This is a genomic window from Streptomyces sp. NPDC031121, from assembly GCF_055570615.1.
This window is the reverse complement of the sequence record NZ_JBVIGV010000005.1, coordinates 363,284-382,223: the sequence shown is the minus strand read 5'-3', so window position 1 is coordinate 382,223 and position 18,940 is coordinate 363,284. Positions and strand designations below refer to the sequence as shown.

19 protein-coding genes are annotated in these 18,940 nt (G+C 72.5%); 15 read left to right on the top strand and 4 right to left on the bottom strand.

Annotation, left to right across the window (positions count from 1 at the left end):
- Positions 1 to 17 precede the first annotated feature (17 nt).
- Genes ACZ462_RS11900 through ACZ462_RS11890 form a run of 3 tightly spaced genes read left to right on the top strand, consistent with a single transcriptional unit; the run spans position 18 to position 3,771 of the window.
- Complete coding sequence (locus tag ACZ462_RS11900) at positions 18 to 1,799, top strand: efflux RND transporter periplasmic adaptor subunit (protein ID WP_467809065.1); 1,782 nt, start codon at positions 18 to 20, stop codon at positions 1,797 to 1,799.
- Complete coding sequence (locus ACZ462_RS11895) at positions 1,796 to 2,509, top strand: ABC transporter ATP-binding protein (protein WP_467809064.1); 714 nt, start codon at positions 1,796 to 1,798, stop codon at positions 2,507 to 2,509. The genes ACZ462_RS11900 and ACZ462_RS11895 overlap by 4 nt, the downstream gene beginning before the upstream one ends.
- Complete coding sequence (locus ACZ462_RS11890; RefSeq protein ID WP_467809063.1) at positions 2,506 to 3,771, top strand: ABC transporter permease; 1,266 nt, start codon at positions 2,506 to 2,508, stop codon at positions 3,769 to 3,771. The genes ACZ462_RS11895 and ACZ462_RS11890 overlap by 4 nt, the downstream gene beginning before the upstream one ends.
- Positions 3,772 to 3,877: 106 nt before the next feature.
- On the opposite strand, the gene ACZ462_RS11885 is transcribed toward ACZ462_RS11890, so the two are convergent.
- Positions 3,878 to 4,864: a pirin family protein gene (locus ACZ462_RS11885; RefSeq protein ID WP_467809062.1), complete on the bottom strand. Its 987-nt coding sequence runs from the start codon at positions 4,862 to 4,864 to the stop codon at positions 3,878 to 3,880.
- Positions 4,865 to 5,113: 249 nt separating this feature from the next.
- Between ACZ462_RS11885 and ACZ462_RS11880 the strand changes: the two genes are divergently transcribed.
- The 6 genes from ACZ462_RS11880 to ACZ462_RS11855 all read left to right on the top strand — a co-directional run bounded on the left by ACZ462_RS11880 (position 5,114) and on the right by ACZ462_RS11855 (position 11,704).
- Positions 5,114 to 5,560, top strand: a complete 447-nt coding sequence (locus ACZ462_RS11880; protein WP_467809060.1) for a hypothetical protein — start codon at positions 5,114 to 5,116, stop codon at positions 5,558 to 5,560.
- Between the two features lie 16 nt (positions 5,561 to 5,576).
- Entirely contained in the window at positions 5,577 to 7,937 is a 2,361-nt protein-coding gene (locus tag ACZ462_RS11875; RefSeq protein ID WP_467809059.1) for a hypothetical protein, read from the top strand.
- A 3-nt stretch (positions 7,938 to 7,940) separates the two neighbouring features.
- Entirely contained in the window at positions 7,941 to 8,993 is a 1,053-nt protein-coding gene (locus ACZ462_RS11870) for a hypothetical protein (RefSeq protein WP_467809058.1), read from the top strand.
- A gap of 68 nt (positions 8,994 to 9,061) precedes the next feature.
- Positions 9,062 to 10,075 (top strand): hypothetical protein, encoded by a 1,014-nt coding sequence (locus tag ACZ462_RS11865; RefSeq protein ID WP_467809056.1) that lies wholly within the window; start codon positions 9,062 to 9,064, stop codon positions 10,073 to 10,075.
- Positions 10,076 to 10,164: 89 nt separating this feature from the next.
- Positions 10,165 to 10,560: a hypothetical protein gene (locus ACZ462_RS11860; protein WP_467809055.1), complete on the top strand. Its 396-nt coding sequence runs from the start codon at positions 10,165 to 10,167 to the stop codon at positions 10,558 to 10,560.
- Positions 10,561 to 10,975: 415 nt separating this feature from the next.
- Positions 10,976 to 11,704, top strand: a complete 729-nt coding sequence (locus tag ACZ462_RS11855; RefSeq protein ID WP_467809054.1) for a hypothetical protein — start codon at positions 10,976 to 10,978, stop codon at positions 11,702 to 11,704.
- Between the two features lie 85 nt (positions 11,705 to 11,789).
- Here ACZ462_RS11855 and ACZ462_RS11850 read toward each other — a convergent pair whose 3' ends face one another.
- Genes ACZ462_RS11850 through ACZ462_RS11840 form a run of 3 tightly spaced genes read right to left on the bottom strand, consistent with a single transcriptional unit; the run spans position 11,790 to position 13,341 of the window.
- Positions 11,790 to 12,251 carry an SseB family protein gene (locus ACZ462_RS11850; RefSeq protein WP_125540672.1) on the bottom strand — a complete coding sequence of 154 codons (462 nt, stop codon included), beginning with the start codon at positions 12,249 to 12,251 and terminating at the stop codon, positions 11,790 to 11,792.
- Between the two features lie 48 nt (positions 12,252 to 12,299).
- Positions 12,300 to 12,500, bottom strand: a complete 201-nt coding sequence (locus tag ACZ462_RS11845; RefSeq protein ID WP_467809053.1) for a DUF397 domain-containing protein — start codon at positions 12,498 to 12,500, stop codon at positions 12,300 to 12,302.
- Positions 12,418 to 13,341 (bottom strand): helix-turn-helix domain-containing protein, encoded by a 924-nt coding sequence (locus ACZ462_RS11840; RefSeq protein WP_467809052.1) that lies wholly within the window; start codon positions 13,339 to 13,341, stop codon positions 12,418 to 12,420. Before ACZ462_RS11840 ends, ACZ462_RS11845 begins: the two co-directional genes overlap by 83 nt.
- A gap of 120 nt (positions 13,342 to 13,461) precedes the next feature.
- Between ACZ462_RS11840 and ACZ462_RS11835 the strand changes: the two genes are divergently transcribed.
- The 6 genes from ACZ462_RS11835 (at position 13,462) to ACZ462_RS11810 (ending at position 18,642) form a co-directional block, all read left to right on the top strand.
- Positions 13,462 to 13,674, top strand: coding sequence for a hypothetical protein (locus ACZ462_RS11835; protein ID WP_467809051.1), 213 nt, complete (start codon positions 13,462 to 13,464; stop codon positions 13,672 to 13,674).
- Positions 13,671 to 14,030, top strand: coding sequence for an ATP-binding protein (locus ACZ462_RS11830; protein WP_467809050.1), 360 nt, complete (start codon positions 13,671 to 13,673; stop codon positions 14,028 to 14,030). Before ACZ462_RS11835 ends, ACZ462_RS11830 begins: the two co-directional genes overlap by 4 nt.
- 118 nt (positions 14,031 to 14,148) lie before the next feature.
- Positions 14,149 to 15,975, top strand: a complete 1,827-nt coding sequence (locus tag ACZ462_RS11825) for an acyl-CoA dehydrogenase (protein WP_467809088.1) — start codon at positions 14,149 to 14,151, stop codon at positions 15,973 to 15,975.
- Positions 15,976 to 16,132: 157 nt separating this feature from the next.
- The gene (locus tag ACZ462_RS11820; protein ID WP_467809049.1) at positions 16,133 to 16,891 is read left to right on the top strand and encodes a hypothetical protein; all 759 of its coding nucleotides are present in this window, start codon (positions 16,133 to 16,135) and stop codon (positions 16,889 to 16,891) included.
- Between the two features lie 135 nt (positions 16,892 to 17,026).
- Positions 17,027 to 18,322: a M18 family aminopeptidase gene (locus tag ACZ462_RS11815; RefSeq protein WP_467809047.1), complete on the top strand. Its 1,296-nt coding sequence runs from the start codon at positions 17,027 to 17,029 to the stop codon at positions 18,320 to 18,322.
- A 50-nt stretch (positions 18,323 to 18,372) separates the two neighbouring features.
- The gene (locus tag ACZ462_RS11810) at positions 18,373 to 18,642 is read left to right on the top strand and encodes a hypothetical protein (protein WP_467809046.1); all 270 of its coding nucleotides are present in this window, start codon (positions 18,373 to 18,375) and stop codon (positions 18,640 to 18,642) included.
- Positions 18,643 to 18,940 lie beyond the last annotated feature (298 nt).

Below are 18,940 nucleotides of genomic sequence, written 5' to 3'. Positions count from 1 at the left end.
GGGGGACCGGGTTTCACGTGAAACATCAACAGCCGCCGACAGCCGACGCGGACGCGGAACGGGACGCCAGGACCGGCGCGGAGGACGGGACCGGCGCGGAGCGCGAGGCCAGCGCAGAGGCCGCGGACGGCGCAGAGGCCGCAGGCGGTGCGGAGGCCGCGGACGGCGCAGAGGCCGCGGGCGGTGCGGAGGCCGCGGACGGCGCAGAGGCCGCGGGCGGTGCGGAGGCCGCGGGCGGTGCGGAGGCCGGCGGCGATGCACAGACGCAGGCCGACCCGGAGATCCGGACCGACGCGCGGACCGGGGCCGAGGTGGAGGCCGCGGCCGACGGGGAGGGGCCCGGCGGTGGCTCCGTTCCGGAAGGCGGCCTCGGGGACGGCGGGTCGCTGCGGCGGCGCCGGCGGATGCTGGCCTGGGTCGTCGCCGGAGCCGTCCTGCTGACCGGGGCCGGGGTCGCGCTCGGCGCGTCCATCCGCTCCCCCGCCCAGGTCGCCGCCGACGCGGCGGCGCCGCCGCCCTCCGTCCTGTCCGACCGCGTGGAGCGCCGCGTGCTCACCTCCTCCGTCGTCGTCCGCGGCACGGTCGCCGCCGAGCAGGTGGTGTCGCTCTCGCCGGGCGCGGGGGCCGCGGCGGTCGCGGGCGGGGGCGGCAAACCCGTCGTGACGCGGATCGCCAAGCAACCGGGGGCCGCCGTACAGGCCGGCGAGGTGCTGGCCGAGGTGTCGGGGCGGCCGGTGTTCGCGCTGACCGGCCCGCTGCCGGTCTACCGGGACCTCAAGCCGGGCGCCACCGGCAAGGACGTGGGCCAGCTCCAGGCCGGCCTCAGGGCGCTCGGCCACTCCACCGGGAAGGACCCGGCGGGTACGTACGGCCCCGGCACCAAGGCCGCCGTCACCGCCCTGTACACCGCGCTCGGCTACGCGCCCCGGCCGGCCGACCCCGGCGACGCGGAGAAGCTCCAGGCGGCGGAGGACGCCGCCGACACGGCGAAACGGCAGGTCGCGACGGCCAAGACCGCCCTGGCGAAGGCGAAGGCGGCCGACGGTGCGGACACCGCCGAGGCGCAGCAGCAGCTGGCGTTCGCGCAGGCCGACCTCGCCAAGGCCGCCGGCCGGCTGGAGGCGGCCCGAGCGGCGGCGGGCCCTATGGTCCCGGCCGACGAGCTTGTCTTCCTCAAGGGCTTCCCCGCGCGGGTCGACGCGGTGCGGGCCGCGGTCGGCGAGCCCGTCCCCGACGGGCTGCTGGTCCTGTCGGCCGGAGCCCCGGTGATCCGCTCCGCGCTCCCGGCACACCAGCGGGAGCTGGTCAAGCCGGGCATGAAGGTGGAGGTGCTGTCCGAGGCCACCGGCCTGACCGCCACCGGCACGGTCGCCTCCGTCGCCGACACCCCGGCCCCGGCCGCCGGGGCGCCGGGCGGCGCGGCCCCCGGTGCCGCCCAGCCAGGCGGCGGCCCGGACGGCGCACCGGGCGGCGCCCCGGACCCCGGCGGGTACGCCCTGACGGTCACCCCCGACAAGGCGCTCGACACCCGCCTCGCCGGGCAGGGCGTCCGGCTCACCGTGACGGCGGCCTCCTCCGGCGCGCCGGTCCTCGTCGTCCCGCTGTCGGCGGTGTCCGCGGGCGCGGACGGCCGGACCACGGTCACGGTGCTCGGCGCGGATCCCGCCGACACGGCCGCCCGGCGCCGCGTGGAGGTCCGGGCCGGGATGTCCGCCGACGGCATGGTCCAGGTCGAGCCGGTCGGCGGCGCCGCGCTCGCCGACGGGGACCGGGTCCTGGTCGCGCGGCCGGCGCCGTGAGCGGGCCCCGTACGGACGGGCCGGCCGGGGCGCCGCCCGTCGTCCGCTTCGAGGGCGTCGGGCTCACCTACCCGGGCCCCCCGCCCGTCGAGGCGCTGCGGCCGTGCCGGCTGACGGTGCGGCGCGGCGAGTACGTCACCGTCGTCGGCCCCTCCGGCTCGGGCAAGTCGACCTTCCTGAACGTCGCCGGGCTCATCGACGCGCCGACCGCCGGTCGGTACCTCCTCGACGGCATCGACACGGGCGCGCTGCGCGACCGGGACCGCACCGCCCTGCGCGGGCAGCGCATCGGCTTCGTCTTCCAGTCCTTCCACCTGCTGCCGCACCGCAGCGCCCTGGAGAACGTCCTCCTCGCGATGGTCTACAACGGCGTCCCGCGCGGCCGGCGCGCCGCCCGGGCCCGTACGGCGCTGGAGCGCGTGGGCCTGGGCCACCGCACCGGACACCTGCCCACCCGGATGTCCGGCGGCGAGCGGCAGCGCGTCGCCATCGCCCGCGCGCTGGTCGCGGAGCCGTCGCTGCTGCTGTGCGACGAGCCCACCGGGAACCTGGACACGGCGACCGCCGCATCCGTCCTGGCGCTGCTGGACGAGCTGCACGCGGACGGGCTGACCCTGCTGGTCATCACGCACGACCCGCACGTCGCGGCGCGCGGCGCGCGGACCGTCGCCATCCGCGACGGCGTCCTGACCGAGGAGGCGGCGCCGTGAGATTCCTCCGGCGCCGCGGGTCCGGCGGCGCTCCGCACGTCCCGCCGTCCCGGCTGTCGGTCCGCGACCTCGTCTCGGAGGCGCTCGCCGGGATGCTCCAGCGGCCGGCCCGCTCCGCGCTCACCGGCCTCGGCACGGTCCTCGGCGTCGGGACCTTCGTGGCGATCCTCGGGCTGACGGCCACCGCCTCCTCGCAGATCGACAGCCGGTTCAACGCGCTGACCGCCACCGAGGTCGGCGTCCGCGACACGGCGGGCGGCTCCGACCCGCAGCTCGCCCGCCTGGTCCCCAACGCCTTCCCGCGCGACGCGGACGAACGGGCGGGCGCGCTCAACGGGGTGACGGCGGCGGGCGTGTTCTGGCCGGTGCCGCTCGGCGACGCGGCGGCGGTCCGCTCGGCACCCGTCGCGGGCGGCGCCGGCGAGCGCATCCCGGTGGTCGCCGCGTCCCCGGGGATGCTGCGGGCGGCGGGGCTCACGCTCGGCTCGGGGCGGGCGTACGACTCCTTCCACGACGGGCGTGCGGAGCAGGTCGCGGTGGTCGGCCGTGCCGTCGCGGCCCGTCTGGGCATCACGTCACTGGAGAGCCGGCCCGCCGTGTTCGTCGGCGGCCACCCGTTCACCGTCGTCGGGATCGCGGACGGCGCCGAACGCAAACCGGACCTGCTGCTGTCGGTGATGGTGCCGCGCGGGGCCGCGGAGCGGCTGTGGGGCCCGCCCGACAACGCCCAGCGGGCCCGGATGCTGGTGGTGACGCAGCTCGGCGCGGCCCGCCAGGCCGCCGCGGAACTGCCGCTGGCGCTGCGCCCCGACCACCCGGAGTGGATGGCGGCGGAGCCGCCGCCGGACCCGCGGGGCCTGCGCTCGGGGGTGACCTCCGACCTGGACCAGCTGTTCCTGCTGCTGGCGGCGATCTGCCTGGTCATCGGGGCGGTGGGGATCGCGAACACCACGCTCGTCGCCGTGCTGGAGCGGACCGGGGAGATCGGCCTGCGGCGGGCGCTCGGGGCGCGGGGGCGGCACATCACCGCCCAGTTCCTCGCCGAGTCCGCCGCGCAGGGCGCGGTGGGCGGGCTCGTCGGGACGACGCTGGGCACGCTGACCGTGGTCGGGGTGTCGGCGCTGCGCGACTGGACCCCGGTGATGTCGCCGCTGACGGTCGCCGCGGCGCCGCTGATCGGGCTGGTGACGGGCGTCCTGGCCGGCCTGTACCCGGCGTGGCGCGCCTCCCGCACCCAGCCGGCGGAGGCCCTGCGCCGCTGACCGGCCCGGCACAGAGCCCGGCCGGCCCGGTCCGGGGGGGCGGGACCGGGCCGGCCGGAGCCGGCATGGCCCCCCGGGGGAGGGGCCGGGCCGGGACCGCGACGGGTCAGGAGTGCTGCTCCGCCGTCTTGGTCCGCTCCCGGGCCGTGGTGGGGATGGTCCCCAGCCGTCCGGCCTGGAAGTCGTCGAACGCCTGCTGGAGCTCCTGCCGGCTGTTCATGACGAACGGCCCGTAGTGCGCCATCGGCTCGCGGATGGGGCGCCCGCCCAGGAGGACGACCTCGAGGGCCGGCGTACGGGAGTCCTGGGAGGACTCGGCGCGCAGCGTCAGGGAGCCGCCGTCCCCGAAGACCGCGGTCTGCCCGGTCTGCACGGGGCGCCGGTCGGTGCCGACGCTGCCCCGGCCGGCCATGACGTAGGCGAGGGCGTTGAAGTCCTCGCGCCACGGCAGGGTGACCTCGGCGCCGGGGGCGACCGTCGCGTGGATCATCGTGATCGGGGTGTGGGTGATGCCCGGTCCGCTGTGGCCGTCCAGCTCGCCGGCGATGACGCGGAGGAGCGCGCCGCCGTCCGGGGTGGTCAGCAGGGTGACCTTGCCGCCGCCGATGTCCTGGTAGCGCGGGGGCATCATCTTGTCGGAGGCCGGGAGGTTCACCCACAGCTGGAGACCGTGGAAGAGCCCGCCGCTGACGACGAGGGACTCCGGCGGGGCCTCGATGTGCAGCAGGCCGGCGCCGGCGGTCATCCACTGGGTGTCGCCGCCGTTGATGACGCCGCCGCCGCCGTTGCTGTCCTGGTGGACGAACGTGCCGTCGATCAGGTACGTGACCGTCTCGAAGCCGCGGTGGGGGTGCCAGGGGGTGCCCTTCGGCTCGCCCGGCGCGTACTCCACCTCGCCCATCTGGTCCATCATGATGAACGGGTCGAGGTGGCGGTAGTTGATCCCGGCGAACGCGCGGCGCACCGGGAATCCCTCGCCCTCGAAGCCGCCGGGAGCGGTCGTGACCGCCAGCACCCTGCGGGCGGCGGCCTCCGGGCCCGGCTCGGCGACGCGGGGAAGCGTCAGCGGGTTCTCCACAGTCACTGCAGGCATGGTCGGAACCTCCTTCTGGACCGAGTTTAGTTGAAACTAAAACTTTCTGCCACCCGTCAGAACACAGGCTCCCCGCCCGCCATTCCCGTCCCGGCGACACACGATCCGTGACATGCACCCGACATAGGGTGAGCTGGAGATCACGATCCACTTCCGGCGCCCGAGGCACCCGTCCTTCACACCCGCACACCTTGATAGAACTGGCATCCGAGGCGACACCACGATCTCGAGAACACCACGGGGGAGACGATGGGTTTCGACGAGGAATGGGCCCAACTGCGCACGGAGGCGGCGGCACGCCAGAACCCCGCCATGCGCCTGAACCAGCTCGCCGCACCGGACGGCGGCGGAGGCGGCTCGGCCGACTTCGGCAGCGACGAGTCGAAGAAGAAGATCGCATCCGGGAAGCTCGGCGGCGAGGTCAAGACGCAGACGCAGACCGCCGCCAAGAAGGCCGACGAGGAGACGGCCGCCGCCATCACCGCCTTCTCCGGCTGGGACACGGCGGCGGGCCTGAAGACGGTCGAGACGACCTGGGACAACCAGGTCAAGAACCTGCTGAGCCGCCTGGCCACGGAGTCCCACAACCTGGCCCAGACACGGAGGATGTTCCTGGGGCAGGACAACGAGATCTACAACGGCTTCCGCCCGCTGCTGAAGCCCGCGCCCGAGCCGGGCGTCGAGGCATACCGCTGAGAGGGAGCAGTAGACCATGGGACTCACGTACAAGAAGGTCATGTCGGCCCAGTACGACAAGCTCACCTCCGCGGCCAAGGCCTGGGACGACATGGCGAGCGACTTCAAGAAGGCGGAATCGGCCTATGCGGCCGCCACGCAGGGGCTGGCGCAGGGCAACACCACCTGGCAGGGCATAGCCCAGGGCACCGCCTACACGAACTTCGCGGGCACGCAGTACGAGTACGGGGCCGCGCAGACGCAGGCGAAGGCCATCGCGGGCCTGCTGCGGGACGCGCACGGGCAGTACACGGAGCTGAAGCAGCGGCTGGAGTCGGTGGTCGCGGACGCCCGCAAGGCGAAGATGGCCGTCGACGACGAGGGCAACGTCCGCCCCGACCTGACCGCCCAGGAGCGCTACGCGTACGTCCACGACCCCGACGGCCAGAAGCTGCTCGGGGAGTGGAACAAGGCGGCCAACGACTGGGCCGACCAGATCAAGAAGTACGTCAAGGCCTTCGAGGACGCCGACGCCGGCGTGAAGATGGCCCTCGACGCCGCCGTGAAGGACAGCAACAAGGACCGCATCCCCGGCGGCAAGGACGCCACGGGCAGCGGCTTCAACGCGGGCGCGAAGAGCGACATCGAGCAGTACGAGCTGGAGCACGCCAAGGACGTCGCCACCCGCCTCAACAACGGCGAGAAGGTCTCGAACGCCGACGTCGAGAGCCTCAACCGCATCCTGCGCGACAACGGCAACACGGCCTTCAAGCACCACACCGAATTCGGCCGTGACTTCGTGACGGCCATCGGCGGCGCCGAAGGAACGATCAAGCTGTCGAACACGCTCAACAACGGCGCGCACGGCGGCGACTCCAGCCGCAAGGGCCTCTACGGCGACACGAACAAGATGCTGGCGAACACCCTCTCGAACGCCACGCAGGTGGTCTTCGAAGAGGGGAAGAAGAACCCTCCCTACGGCACCAAGGAGTACCGGGAGGCGTACGAGAAGTGGTCGAAGACCTCCGACGCGAGGTTCTACAACGAGTTCATGGGCGACCTGAAGAAGGCCGGCCTGGACAAGTTCGACCTGGACGTCGCAGGTGACAAGGCCCCGATGACGCGCGGCCAGGGCCAGGAGATCCGCGGGTACCAGGGCCTGGTCACCCTCATGCAGCAGGGCGGCGGCTACTCGCCGCAGTTCCTCGGCGACCTCACCGACCAGATGATCGAGGCCGAGAAGAAGGACAACGACGTCTGGGATCTACACGGCAAGTTCGAGGGCAAGGACGGCTGGTTCGCCAACGACCCCGTCGACGGCGCGCTGGGCCTCATGGGCCGCAACCCGGAGGCCGCGACCGGCTACCTCGACCCGGCGAACGACGGTGACATGAACCGCCTCGAGTACCTGACGACGAAGCGCGACTGGGACGTCGTCAACACGGTGGACTGGCGCGGCAACATCGAGGTCACCGGCAAGGACACCTTCGACAAGGACGCCCGCGCCGGCCTCGGCCTGGCCATCGAGGCCGCCACGACCGGCCGCGCGGCCGGCTCGCCGGGCGCGGAAATCGGCCGCCACAGCGAGGCCCAGGCCCGCATCATGCACGACACGATCAACCTCCTCGACTACGGCAGCGCCACCGGCAGGGGCGGCGAGGACTCGAAGGCGAACGGCGACAACCTGCTCAAGGAGCCGGGCTACGCGAGCATGCGCGGATCGCTCGCGAGGGCACTGGCCTCGTACACGCCGGACATGGTGGACACGATCGTCGGCGACGGCACCATGAGCGGCCAGCCCGGTTCCGCTTCCGACGGGGACGACTCCCGGATCCAGAACAGCCGCAGCAGCATGCTCCGCATCATGCGCGGCGTCTCCGAGGACCCCGAGAACTTCTTCCTCCTGCACGAGGCCGAGCGCCGCTACACGGCACATCAGCTCACCACGCAGGACCTGTCGGATCCCGAGGCCGTCAAGAACCTCGCCGCGAAGATCGGCGAGGCCAACGGCGCGTACAACGCGATCGGCGGCGACCTGAAGTTGGGCGAGCGGGATTCCAAGCTGAGTGCCGCCGGCGACCAGCGCGTCTACGGCTACCACGTCGTCGGCGGTGCCGTCACCGGCATCCCGGTCGTCGGCGACATGGCCCAGCGAGTCGTCGACGGCTACTGGAACGAGTGGCTCAAGGGCGTCACCGCGGAACAGGGCCTGCTGGCCCGGGACCGCATCAGCTCCGGCAACGACGCCGCCCAGGACGACCTCAACCGGATCTTCGACAGCTGGGGCGCGCAGACCCAGCGGTCGGACACCGTGATCGACGCCGCCCAGCGGGAAGCGCGACAGAGCTACACGAGCGGGCGCGAAAGCGCCTACGACGCACTGCGGGAGCGGAAGTAGTCCATGTCCACACGCACACGAGGTACGCGCCCCGGGCGGGCGGTCGCCGTACTGGCCGCGGCGGTCGCCCTGGCCGGCTGCGCCGGGCTGCTCACCTGGTGGAACACCGATGCCCTGGGTCCGGACCGCTTCTGCGGCGACGCCCTCGCCTCGTCCGAGGCGGGCTCCGCGCTCCCCGGCCCGGGCCGGATGGTCCAGCAGAGCCTCCAGGACGGGTCGGACCCGTACTACTCGTTCTCGTGCAAGGTGCAGCGCACCAACAAGTTCCTGAGCGACGACCAGCCCAGTCTGGAAGCCGAGTTGTCCTTCGACGGCGCGGACTTCGCCTGGGCCGGTTCGGCGCTGTGGAAGGACGCCTCCGCCTTCTCCTACTTCGTCGGCGGAGCGACCGGTGCGGCCTCCGAGACGCAGGCGTGGGTCCTGCTTCCGGTCGGCTGCCCCGGCGCGGCGCGGCCCAACTCCAAGGAGTCCCAGGTTCCGGTACTCAAGGTGAACCTCGCGGAGGGCCGCAGCACACCCGCGGCGCTCGCCCGTGTGGCGATGTCCGGGGCCCGGCACGTGGCCGACGGCCTCGGCTGCAAGGACGCGGACGCCTTGAAGGACCCCGCCCGCCTGCAGGGGCCGGCCGGTGCGCCGAAGCCCACCGACCCGGCCAACGCGTGCGGCATTCCGGGGTTCCGGCTGCCGGAAGCGGCTCTGGTCCGGGGCAAGGCGGAACAGGGCACGGAGCGCGTCACCGGCAAGCAGTCCCGGACCCGGGTGTGCAGCCTCGACCTGAAGGGGTCCGGGGCACCGCGGATCGACTTCGCGGTCAGCGACGACCCCGTGCTGACCCAGGGGGTACGCCAGGACAAGGCGGCCACCCGGGAACGCGGCCGGACGGTCACCACCTGCAAGGACGGCGACCTGTACCTGGGCATGAGCCTCAACGACGCCTACAGCGACCTGCTCCTCGACGAGGGAATGGACAAGGCGTCGCAGGCCCGCACGGCACTGTTCGAGGCGTTCGCCGACGCCGTGACCGCCGAGCGCGGCTGCGGGACGCCGAAGAGCTGATGTCGGAGACACGGGCAGTGGATGGGCGTTCCCGGCGGAAGTGGTGGGTTTCCGGGGCGGGGGTTTCGGTGGCGGCGGTCGTCGCCGGGTTGTTCCTCGCCTGGAACACGGACTTCCTGGGCGAGGAGGTGTTCTGCGACGGGGCCGTGGCCTCCGGCGATCTGAGTGCCGTCCTGGACACGCGGGGGCGCCTGTCGACCGTTTCGTCGGAGGACGACGGTCAGCCCGGGTTCTCCTGCACCGTGGAGCGGAAGGGCAAGTTCCTCGGCGGGAAGCCGTTGGAGATCGAGGTGGAGACCGGGCTGCACGAGCCGGACTTCGCCTTCCAGACGGAGGTCTGGAAGGACCCGTCCTCCATGGCCTACTTCTCGAACGGCGCCACCGGTGCCGTGTCCGGGGAGCGCGGCTGGGTGCTGCTGCCCGAGGCCTGCGCGGGGAAGGTCGACACGTACGGCGGCGGGCGGAGCGACGCGGGTGCCGTCCGGACCGTCGAGGCCGTCGTGAAGCAGGGCGCCGTCGACCGGGCGGAGCTCGCGCGGATGCTCGTCCGGACCGCTCAGCGGGTCGCGGACAAGGCGGGGTGCGCGGCGGATGCGAAGCCGGAGGAGCCGCGGCTCCAGGCCGTGAACGAGGCGCCCACCGACCCCGGGGCCGTCTGCGGCCTGCCCGGCTTCGCCCTGCCTGCCGGCGCGCTGGTCAAGGACGCGGCGACGCTCGGGAAGGAGCAGGTCAGCGGCGGCAGGCCGGGCACCTGGGCGTGCGGCCTGCACCTGGCCGGCGACGCCAAGGGGATGCTCTGGTTCACCGCCAGTTCCGATCCGCGGCTCGTCGACCGGATCCTCCTCAAGGGGAGCGGGTTCGAGCCCCTGCCCGGCGGCGCGGGAGTGGTGGACCGGCGGCAGCATGCCGCCGTCCTCACCTGCGGGGCCTCCAAGGTCTACGTCTCCATGCGCGGGAGCACCGAGTACCTCGACGTGCTCCACGATTGGGGCTCCGCCGCGCCTCGGGAGATCTTCCAGGCCTACGTCGAAGCGGCAGGCAAGCAGTACCAGTGCCCGGCGGTGCGGCTTCCGCAGCGCTGACCTCATCGCGGGCGGCGGGAGACGGGCTTCTCGGCCTCCCCCCGCCCGCCATGCCCACCGGCAACCGCCCGAATCGCTCAAGGAGACACGTGACTGCCGACGCCCCCGCCGAGCACACGCGTGATTCCGACACCGCCTCGTCGGCCCCGCGGACCGAAGAGCAGCGGCAGGCCGGCCGTGTCGAGGCGTGGTCGATCGGGTGGATGATCCTCGCCCTGGTGGTCTGGGGCTGGTTCGCGTTCCTGCTGCTCGCCGACTACGGCCCGGAAAGCGGGGACAGGCTGCTGTGCCCGGGCCCGCTGGTGGGCCCGCTGTCCGAGGACACCCGGTGCGACGACGACGCCCTGCGCCAGTGGCCGGCCCTGGTGGGCGTCCTCGCGCTGGCGGTCATCACGACGGTCGTGGCGGCTGCGACCACCGTGTACGCCAAGGTCCTCTTCCGCCTGGCGCACCGCAAGGCGCCTGCCGCGGAGCCTCGGGACTGACCGACGGTCGGCCACCCGCTCACGGACGACGCCCCGGCTGCCCGGCCGCCGGGGCGTCGTCGTGTCGTACGGGAGCACATCGGGGCGCATGGGGCCGACCCCGGGAAAAGCGGTTATTCAGAGCATCAAAACGCCCCACCTTCGCGGATTCTCAAATTCCGCACAGGTGGATTCTTTCATTCCGGGGCATGAATGGGCCGTCGGGCCGCCTTCACTCAGATGATCCTCAAATAATCGGGGATTGATTGACGCCTCTCGGCCACCCCCGGCAGTCTTTGTCCTGCGCGGCCGGCAGGGGATCTCAGAGCCGGACGCGCAATACGGGGATGGGGCCGACAGGGGTGCGCATGCACGCACTCCTCCCTTTCTGCCCGAATTCGACCAGGCGGCAAGAAAGTCAAGGGGAAAATTCAGCATGCGTTCCGCAATCAGGAAAAGCCTCGTCTCCACCGCCGCCCTCGCGGGTGTGACCCTGGCGCTCCTGCCCGGTTCGGCCCAGGCCGACGGCACCCCGGCCACGCAGGTTCTCCGGGCCGCCAAGTACCAGGCCTACCTTTCGGCGAAGGCGGCCAAGGGGGACGAGCAGGCGAAGGAGACCGCCGAGGGGTTCGCGGCGCTTTCGGCCGCCGAGAAGAAGCGGTTCCTCGACCTGATCGAGGACCGCACCCTGATCAAGAAGCTCCTGATCGCGGGCGAGGCCCCGGCTGCCGCGGGCACGACCCGGCAGGCGTTCGCGGGCGGCGACGTCGTCCAGGAGCGCGAGACCACCGGCGGTGAGGACGCGACGTCCCCCTTCTCCACCTCGGCACTGAGGGCGTCGGGCTACCGCGACATGTGGGCCTCGTACTCGTACGTCGACAAGTTCCTCGGCGTGAAGGTCTCGAAGGTCACGGTGCGGACCAACTACCAGGTCAAGGGCAAGGACACCACGAAGGTGTACCCGGGCAGCGCCTCCCACTACCTCTACGTGCCGGGCTGCGACTTCTCGCACAGCCCGGTGAAGGAGTGGATCTCCTCGCCGCCGGCCGACAACGCCCAGAGTGAGACCGTCTGGACGGCGGAGTGCTGGGGCAGCTCCTGGGACATGCGCGAGCGCGTCTGGGGCGACTACCGCGGCTTCGTCGGCGGGTACCTGAAGGAGTAGCAGGCCCGTCGGGAATTCCCGCCGAAATCCTTGACCGTATTCCGATGCCCCTGCCGCCCCGTGGGCGGTGGGGATATCGGAATGCTCAGCCGTACATGCGGCGCATGGCGTAGTCGACCATCTGCTCGACCGCTTTCGCGTCGAAGACCATCCGGTGGTCACCCTCCATGTCGAGGACGAATCCGTACCCGGTGGGCAGCAGGTCGATCACCTCGGCGCCGGTGATGACGAAGTACTTGGACTCCTTGCCCGCGTACCGGCGGAGCTCCTTCAGCGTCGTGAACATCGGGATCACCGGCTGCTGCGTATTGTGCAGCGCCAGGAAGCCGGGGGTGTCGCCGCGCGGGCAGTAGACCTTGGACGTGGCGAAGATCTGCTGGAAGTCCTCGGCCGACAGCGAGCCGGTCGTGAAGGCGCGCACCGCGTCCGCGAGGGAGGGCGGGGACGGCTCGGGGTACAGCGGCTGCTCGTACCCGGCCCCGGGCATCGGCTGCTGGGGCGGGGCGTACTGCTGCTGGGCGCCCGGATTCTGGTCGTAGCCGTACATGGCCGTCAGCCTACCGAGGGTGGGCGGCCGCCAGGCGCCCGGATCCGGTCAAGGGGTCCCCTTGATCCCGTCCAGGAAGGGCGCCCACGCCTCGGCCGTCACCGTGATCACGGGGCCGGAGGGCCGCTTCGAGTCCCGGACGGGAACCACTCCGCCGCCGACACCGTCAGCGACCTCGACGCAGAGCCCTTCCGGTGCGGTGCTGTAGCTGCTCGTCCGCCAGACAGCGGCGCTCAAGTCGACGTGCATGTTCACCATTTCCGTACTCCTCTGCGGCGACTTCGATCATCCTGAGGGACACCTTGGGGGGCAGCGCTGCCGCCCGGAGGCGGTTGTAGGCGTCCTGGTACCGGCCCACGATGCTCGGATCGTCGATGAGCTGGCCGCTGTACATGCCCTCCGTGTACATGACCGGCGGGCCGTCGCCGAAGGTCATCAGCAGGCTGGATCCCATCATGAAGGGGTGCGCCCCGGCATTACACGGGATGATCTGTGGAACGAAGTGGCGGCGCCGCGCAACAGCGGCGATGTGCTCCAACTGCTCGGCCATGACCGCATCGGGGACGATCGGGTCCCGGAGGATCGACTCGTGCAGGACGACCCAGGACGCCGGCCCCTGGGCATCCTCGAACACCCATGCCCGGCTGCGCCGTGCGGCGACCTTCCGGTCCACCGTGGCCTCGTCGTCGTCGGGACAGAAGGTGTGGACGATCTCCCGGATGTACGGATCCAGTTGAAGGGGCCCGGGAACGAGCATGGGGCTCCATTCGTCGATCTTGCGGGCCTGCGTCTCCAGCTCCAGCGCGTCCTGGAAGTACGGGGCGAACAGGTGCGTCCGCGACTTCCGCACGTCCTCGCAGCACCGGGCGAAGAACCCGTCCGTGCGCAGCACCCGGTCCACGTGCCGCGCCAAGTCCTCCGGCATGCGCCGGTGGCCCCGCTCGATCTCGCTCAGGTAGCTGGCCCCGTAGAAGCTGCCTTGCACCATCTGCTGGAGGGTGAGGCCCGCCGCCTCCCGCTTCCAGCGCAGTTCCTTGCCGTAGAACGCGGGCACGCTCACCGAGCCGTCGATGTCCTTGCGCGCGGCCACAAGTCCGCCTTTCCACACCTCGCACCGTGGAACCCCAAACCCTTCCCACGCTAGGCCGCGCGGCCCCACTCTGTGATCGATTTCTCACAGTCCGCATCCGCCCCATCCCGGGAAGGCCCCATGAGCAACCCCACCGCCGACGCCCAGGCAATCGACGCCCTCATCGAGCTGCGCGCCGCCCTCGCCGCGCACGGGATCACGCTGCCCTCGCTCGACCTGCACCTCCCCTCCTACGCGGGGACGTACGGCACCCCGCCCCTGATCGCCCTCGGCAACTGCAACGCCGGGACCGCGGTCCGGCTCGCCGCCGCGCTGCGGGCGGGACGCCCGTGAGGCCGTTCGCGGCGGGGCTGATCGCCGTACCGAAGGCGGTTCCGGAGGTCCGGCTCGCCGTGCGCGAGCACCTCGGCAGGCCGTGTCCGGAGCTTCAGCTCTGTGTGACGGAGCTGCTGGCCAACGTGATCACCCACGTCGGGGAGGGCACCCCCGTCACCCTGCGCATCACCGGAAGGGCAGCCCGCGTGCGGGTCGAGCTCACCGATCCCGATGCGCAGGCGCGGCCCGTGCTCCGCCGGGCGGCCGGAACCGACGAGTCGGGGCGCGGGCTGGCCCTGCTGGACGCCGTGGCGCTGCGGTGGGGCGTCGTCCGGGGGGAGGACGGAACCAAGACGGTGTGGTGCGAGCTTTGACCCTGGTCACAGTGGGCGGGCAAGGGGTTGCTTCTTATTACCGGCGGGTAGCATCATGACGTTACCGATTGGTACGTACGAGGAACCGTCCTTCCCGAGCCACAACGGAGCCGTCGCCATGGGGCACTACAAGTCGAATCTCCGCGACATCGAGTTCAACCTCTTCGAGGTCCTCGGCCGCGACAAGCTGTACGGCACCGGCCCGTTCGCCGAGATGGACGCCGAGACCGCGAAGAGCATCCTGTCGGAGATCGCCCGCCTCGCCGAGAACGAGCTGGCCGAGTCCTTCGCCGACGCCGACCGCAACCCGCCGGTCTTCGACCCCGCCACCAACACGGCCCCGGTCCCCGCCTCCTTCAAGAAGAGCTACGAGGCCTTCATGGAGTCGGAGTACTGGCGCCTCGGCCTGCCCGAGGAGATCGGCGGCACCACCTCCCCGCGCTCCCTGATCTGGGCGTACGCGGAGCTGCTGCTCGGCTCGAACCCGGCCGTTTGGATGTACTCCTCCGGCCCGGCGTTCGCCGGCGTCCTCCACGAGGAGGGCAACGAGGCGCAGAAGCGCATCGCGCAGATCGCCGTCGAGAAGCGCTGGGGCTCCACCATGGTCCTCACCGAGCCCGACGCCGGCTCGGACGTCGGCGCGGGCCGCACCAAGGCGATCCGGCAGGAGGACGGCTCCTGGCACATCGAGGGCGTGAAGCGGTTCATCACGTCCGGTGAGCACGACATGGAGGAGAACATCCTCCACTACGTCCTCGCCCGCCCCGAGGGCCACGGCCCCGGCACGAAGGGCCTGTCCCTCTTCCTCGTCCCGAAGTTCCACTTCGACTGGGAGACCGGCGAGCTGGGCGAGCGCAACGGCGTGTACGCCACGAACGTCGAGCACAAGATGGGCCTGAAGGCCTCGAACACGTGCGAGATGACCTTCGGCGACAAGCACCCCGCCAAGGGCTGGCTGATCGGCGACAAGCACGACGGCATCCGCCAGATGTTCATGATCATCGAGTTCGCCCGCATGATGGTCGGCACGAAGGCCATCGCGACGCTCTCGACGGGCTACCTGAACGCGCTGGAGTACGCCAAGGAGCGCGTCCAGGGCCCCGACCTGGCGAACTTCATGGACAAGACCGCCCCCAAGGTCACCATCACGCACCACCCCGACGTCCGCCGCTCGCTGATGACGCAGAAGGCGTACGCCGAGGGCATGCGCGCCCTGGTGCTCTACACCGCGGCCGTCCAGGACTCCATCGCGGTCAAGCAGGCCGCCGGCGAGGACGCCTCCGCGGAGGTCGGCCTGAACGACCTGCTCCTGCCGATCGTCAAGGGCTACGGCTCCGAGCGCTCCTACGCGCTGCTCTCCGAGTCCCTCCAGATCTTCGGCGGCTCCGGGTACCTCCAGGAGTACCCGGTCGAGCAGTACATCCGCGACGCCAAGATCGACACCCTGTACGAGGGCACCACCGCGATCCAGGGCCAGGACTTCTTCTTCCGGAAGATCGTCCGCGACCAGGGCGCCTCCCTGAACCGCCTCTCCGAGGAGATCAAGAAGTTCCTCGCCGGCGCCGAGGGCGGGGAGGAGCTGGCCGGCGCCCGCGACGCGCTCGCCAAGGCCGCCGTCGATCTCGAGGGCATCGTCGGCCACATGATCACCGACCTCACCGCCACCGGCGAGGACGTCAAGAACATCTACAAGGTCGGCCAGAACACCACCCGCCTGCTGATGGCCTCCGGCGACGTCGTCGTCGGCTACCTGCTCCTCAAGGGCGCCGCCGTGGCCGCCGAGAAGCTCGCGACGGCCTCCGCGAAGGACGTCCCCTTCTACACGGGCAAGATCGCGGCCGCGAAGTTCTTCGCGTCGCAGGTCCTCCCGGGCGTCTCGGTGCAGCGCAGCCTCGCCGAGTCTGTCGACAACTCCCTGATGGAGCTCGACGAGGCCGCCTTCTGAGGCGCCCGCCCCGCAGCCCGCGCAGCGGCCGGACCCCCCGCCCGGGGGGTCCGGCCGCTGCCGTACGCCCGGCCGCCCGGGCGGGCGGACCCGGGGAGGGTCCCGCGCGGGGCCGCCGATTCCCGGGATGCCGGTGCTTCGTGCGACGCTCGTAGGCATGAGTCCACAGGAGCAGCACGCCACCGGCAGGGGGTACTCCGTCCCCACCGGGCGCCCGTACGCCCTCAGGGAGCTCCAGGCCGCCCTCGGCAGCCTCGGCGACCACCTGCGGGACCTGTACGAGGGCGCGCACCCCACGGAGTACGACGCCGTCGCCGACGCCCTCCACGCCGCCTTCCGGACCGCCGCCGGGCTCGCCCCCGCCAAGAGCCACACCGGCTGCCCCGAGCACCCCGACGGCGCCCTCGACCCGGAGGCGCCCGACGGCTGGGGGCGCTGCCTGATCTGCAACGACCGCCGCCGCCGCGGCCTGCGTGAGCGCGGCGGCCGCGCCGGGCGGGACGCCGCCGCCCGCCTCGCCGCCCCGCCGGCCGGGGAGCAGCGCCGGCTCGGCTACCCCGTGCCCGACCCCCCGTACACCCTGCAGGCCCTCCACACGCACCTGCGGAGCGTCGAGGAGCGCCGGTTCCACCTCACCCTCTCCTCCCCCTCCGACGACTTCGTCCGGCTCGCCGACGACCTGCACCGGGCGTTCATCGTGGCACGCGAGCTGTCCCGGCCGCGGAACGCCTCCGGCTGCTCCGAGCACCCGGGGGCGCCCGTCGACCCGGACGCGCCCCCCGGCGAGGCCTGTATCTTCTGCGCCGGACGCAAGAGGCGCGCGCAGCGCTCCGCGGCGGCCCCGGAGATGCTCCCGCGCATCCGCCGGGGCGAGCGCAGGCAGCTGCAGCGCCGGTTCGAGCGGCCGCCGGGCTGAGAATCCGCCGGAACCGCGGAGCCGCACCGTCCGCCCACCGGCCCCGCCGGCCATCCGCCGCAGTCGGGCCGCAGGCCCGGCCGCGGTCCGCCGGACGGGCCCTAAGCGAACACGACCGTCGTTAAGGTGAACCACATGAGCTCTCCCGCCCGCTTCGACCGCGGCCACACCGACGATCTGATGACCTTCCTGACGGCCAGTCCGTCGCCGTACCACGCCGTGGCCAACGCGGCCGAGCGGCTGGAGAAGGCCGGGTTCCGCCAGGTGTCGGAGACGGACGCCTGGGACGCGGGCAGCGGGGGCCGCTTCGTGCTCCGCGGCGGCGCCCTCATCGCGTGGTTCGTCCCGGAGGGCGCCGCCGCGCACGCCCCGTTCCGCATCGTCGGCGCGCACACCGACTCCCCCAACCTCCGCGTCAAACCGCTTCCTGACACCGGGTCGGCCGGCTGGCGGCAGATCGCCGTCGAGATCTACGGCGGCACTCTGCTCAACACCTGGCTCGACCGCGACCTCGGCCTGGCAGGGCGGCTGACGCTGCGCGACGGCAGCGACCGCCTCGTCAACATCGACCGGCCGCTGATGCGCGTCCCGCAGCTGGCCGTCCACCTCGACCGGGCGGTCAACTCCGACGGCCTCAAGCTCGACAAGCAGCGCCACATGCAGCCGATCTGGGGCCTCGGCGACGTCCACGAGGGCGACCTGATCGGCTTCCTGGAGGACGAGGAAGGCCTGGAGCAGGGCTCCGTCGCCGGCTGGGACCTGATGGTCCACTCGATCGAGCCGGCCGCGTACCTCGGGCGGGACCGGGAGCTCGTCGCCGGGCCGCGCATGGACAACCTGATCTCCGTGCACGCCGGTGTCGCGGCGCTGGCCGCGGTCGCCTCCTCCGGGAAGGCCCTCGACCACATCCCGGTGCTGGCGGCGTTCGACCACGAGGAGAACGGCTCCCAGTCCGACACCGGGGCCGACGGCCCGCTGCTGGGGAACGTGCTGGAACGTTCCGTCTTCGCGCGCGGCGGCAGCTACGAGGACCGCGCCCGCGCCTTCGCCGGCAGCTTCTGCGTCTCCTCCGACACCGGGCACGCCGTCCACCCCAACTACGCCGAGCGCCACGACCCGACGCACCACCCGCGCGCCAACGGCGGCCCCATCCTCAAGGTCAACGTCAACCAGCGGTACGCCACCGACGGCGCCGGCCGGGCCGTGTTCGCGGCGGCCTGCGAGCGGGCCGGGGTGCCGTGGCAGACGTTCGTGTCCAACAACTCGATGCCGTGCGGCACGACGATCGGGCCGATCACCGCGGCCCGGCACGGCATCCAGACGGTGGACATCGGCGTCGCGATCCTGTCGATGCACAGTGCGCGCGAGCTGTGCGGCGCGGAGGACCCGTACCTGCTGGCGAACGCCCTGACGGCGTTCCTGGAGGGCTGAGCCGCGCGGGCCGCAGCCGCCCGCCCCGGACCGCTCCTCGGAGGGCCGACGTGACATTCAGGCAGCACGAAGAGCTCGACGTGAGGGTCGTCGCCGCGGCCCGCGTCGGGTCGAAGGTCGAAGTGGACGGACGCGACGGTGTCTTCGGCTTCATCGACCTGGTGAAACACCCCTCGTGGTGGGACCCGGGCGCGGCGCCCCCGCGTGTCGGCGACGAGCTCCGCGTCTGCGTCCTGGACCCCGCCCGCGAGCCGCACCCCCGGTTCAGCGCCCTGCGGGACGACATCGACATCGCCCGGCGCCTGCGCGGGGACCCGTAGACCGGCAGCCCCCCCGTCCGGGGAGTGCGGGGCGTGGGCCGGGTGGCGGGACGGGCGTGGGCCGGGCGGGGGGAAGTGCCGCCGAACCTCCGCGCGCGGCAGGGGCGGTGAGGGCGCGTCATGCTGTTCTGGGGCCCTCCCTCCACCCCCTTCGGCTCCGGCCGACAAGGAGAGTCCCGTGCCCCGTACCCCCCGCACGTACCGGACCCGGGGGGGGGGGGGGGGGGGGGGGGGGGGGGGGAGGGGGCGCGGACGCGCCACCCCTTTGTTTCACGCTGCCCCCCCCCCCCCCCCCCCC

Excerpts from the sequence above, each read along its gene's own strand:
- ACZ462_RS11845 (WP_467809053.1), bottom strand. The coding sequence starts at position 12,500 with ATGCACGTCGACTTGAGCGCCGCTGTCTGGCGGACGAGCAGCTACAGC.
- ACZ462_RS11855 (WP_467809054.1), top strand. The coding sequence starts at position 10,976 with ATGCGTTCCGCAATCAGGAAAAGCCTCGTCTCCACCGCCGCCCTCGCG.
- ACZ462_RS11870 (WP_467809058.1), top strand. The coding sequence starts at position 7,941 with ATGTCCACACGCACACGAGGTACGCGCCCCGGGCGGGCGGTCGCCGTA.
- ACZ462_RS11825 (WP_467809088.1), top strand. The coding sequence starts at position 14,149 with ATGGGGCACTACAAGTCGAATCTCCGCGACATCGAGTTCAACCTCTTC.
- ACZ462_RS11885 (WP_467809062.1), bottom strand. The coding sequence starts at position 4,864 with ATGCCTGCAGTGACTGTGGAGAACCCGCTGACGCTTCCCCGCGTCGCC.
- ACZ462_RS11875 (WP_467809059.1), top strand. The coding sequence starts at position 5,577 with ATGGGACTCACGTACAAGAAGGTCATGTCGGCCCAGTACGACAAGCTC.
- ACZ462_RS11835 (WP_467809051.1), top strand. The coding sequence starts at position 13,462 with ATGAGCAACCCCACCGCCGACGCCCAGGCAATCGACGCCCTCATCGAG.
- ACZ462_RS11820 (WP_467809049.1), top strand. The coding sequence starts at position 16,133 with ATGAGTCCACAGGAGCAGCACGCCACCGGCAGGGGGTACTCCGTCCCC.
- ACZ462_RS11880 (WP_467809060.1), top strand. The coding sequence starts at position 5,114 with ATGGGTTTCGACGAGGAATGGGCCCAACTGCGCACGGAGGCGGCGGCA.
- ACZ462_RS11815 (WP_467809047.1), top strand. The coding sequence starts at position 17,027 with ATGAGCTCTCCCGCCCGCTTCGACCGCGGCCACACCGACGATCTGATG.
- ACZ462_RS11850 (WP_125540672.1), bottom strand. The coding sequence starts at position 12,251 with ATGTACGGCTACGACCAGAATCCGGGCGCCCAGCAGCAGTACGCCCCG.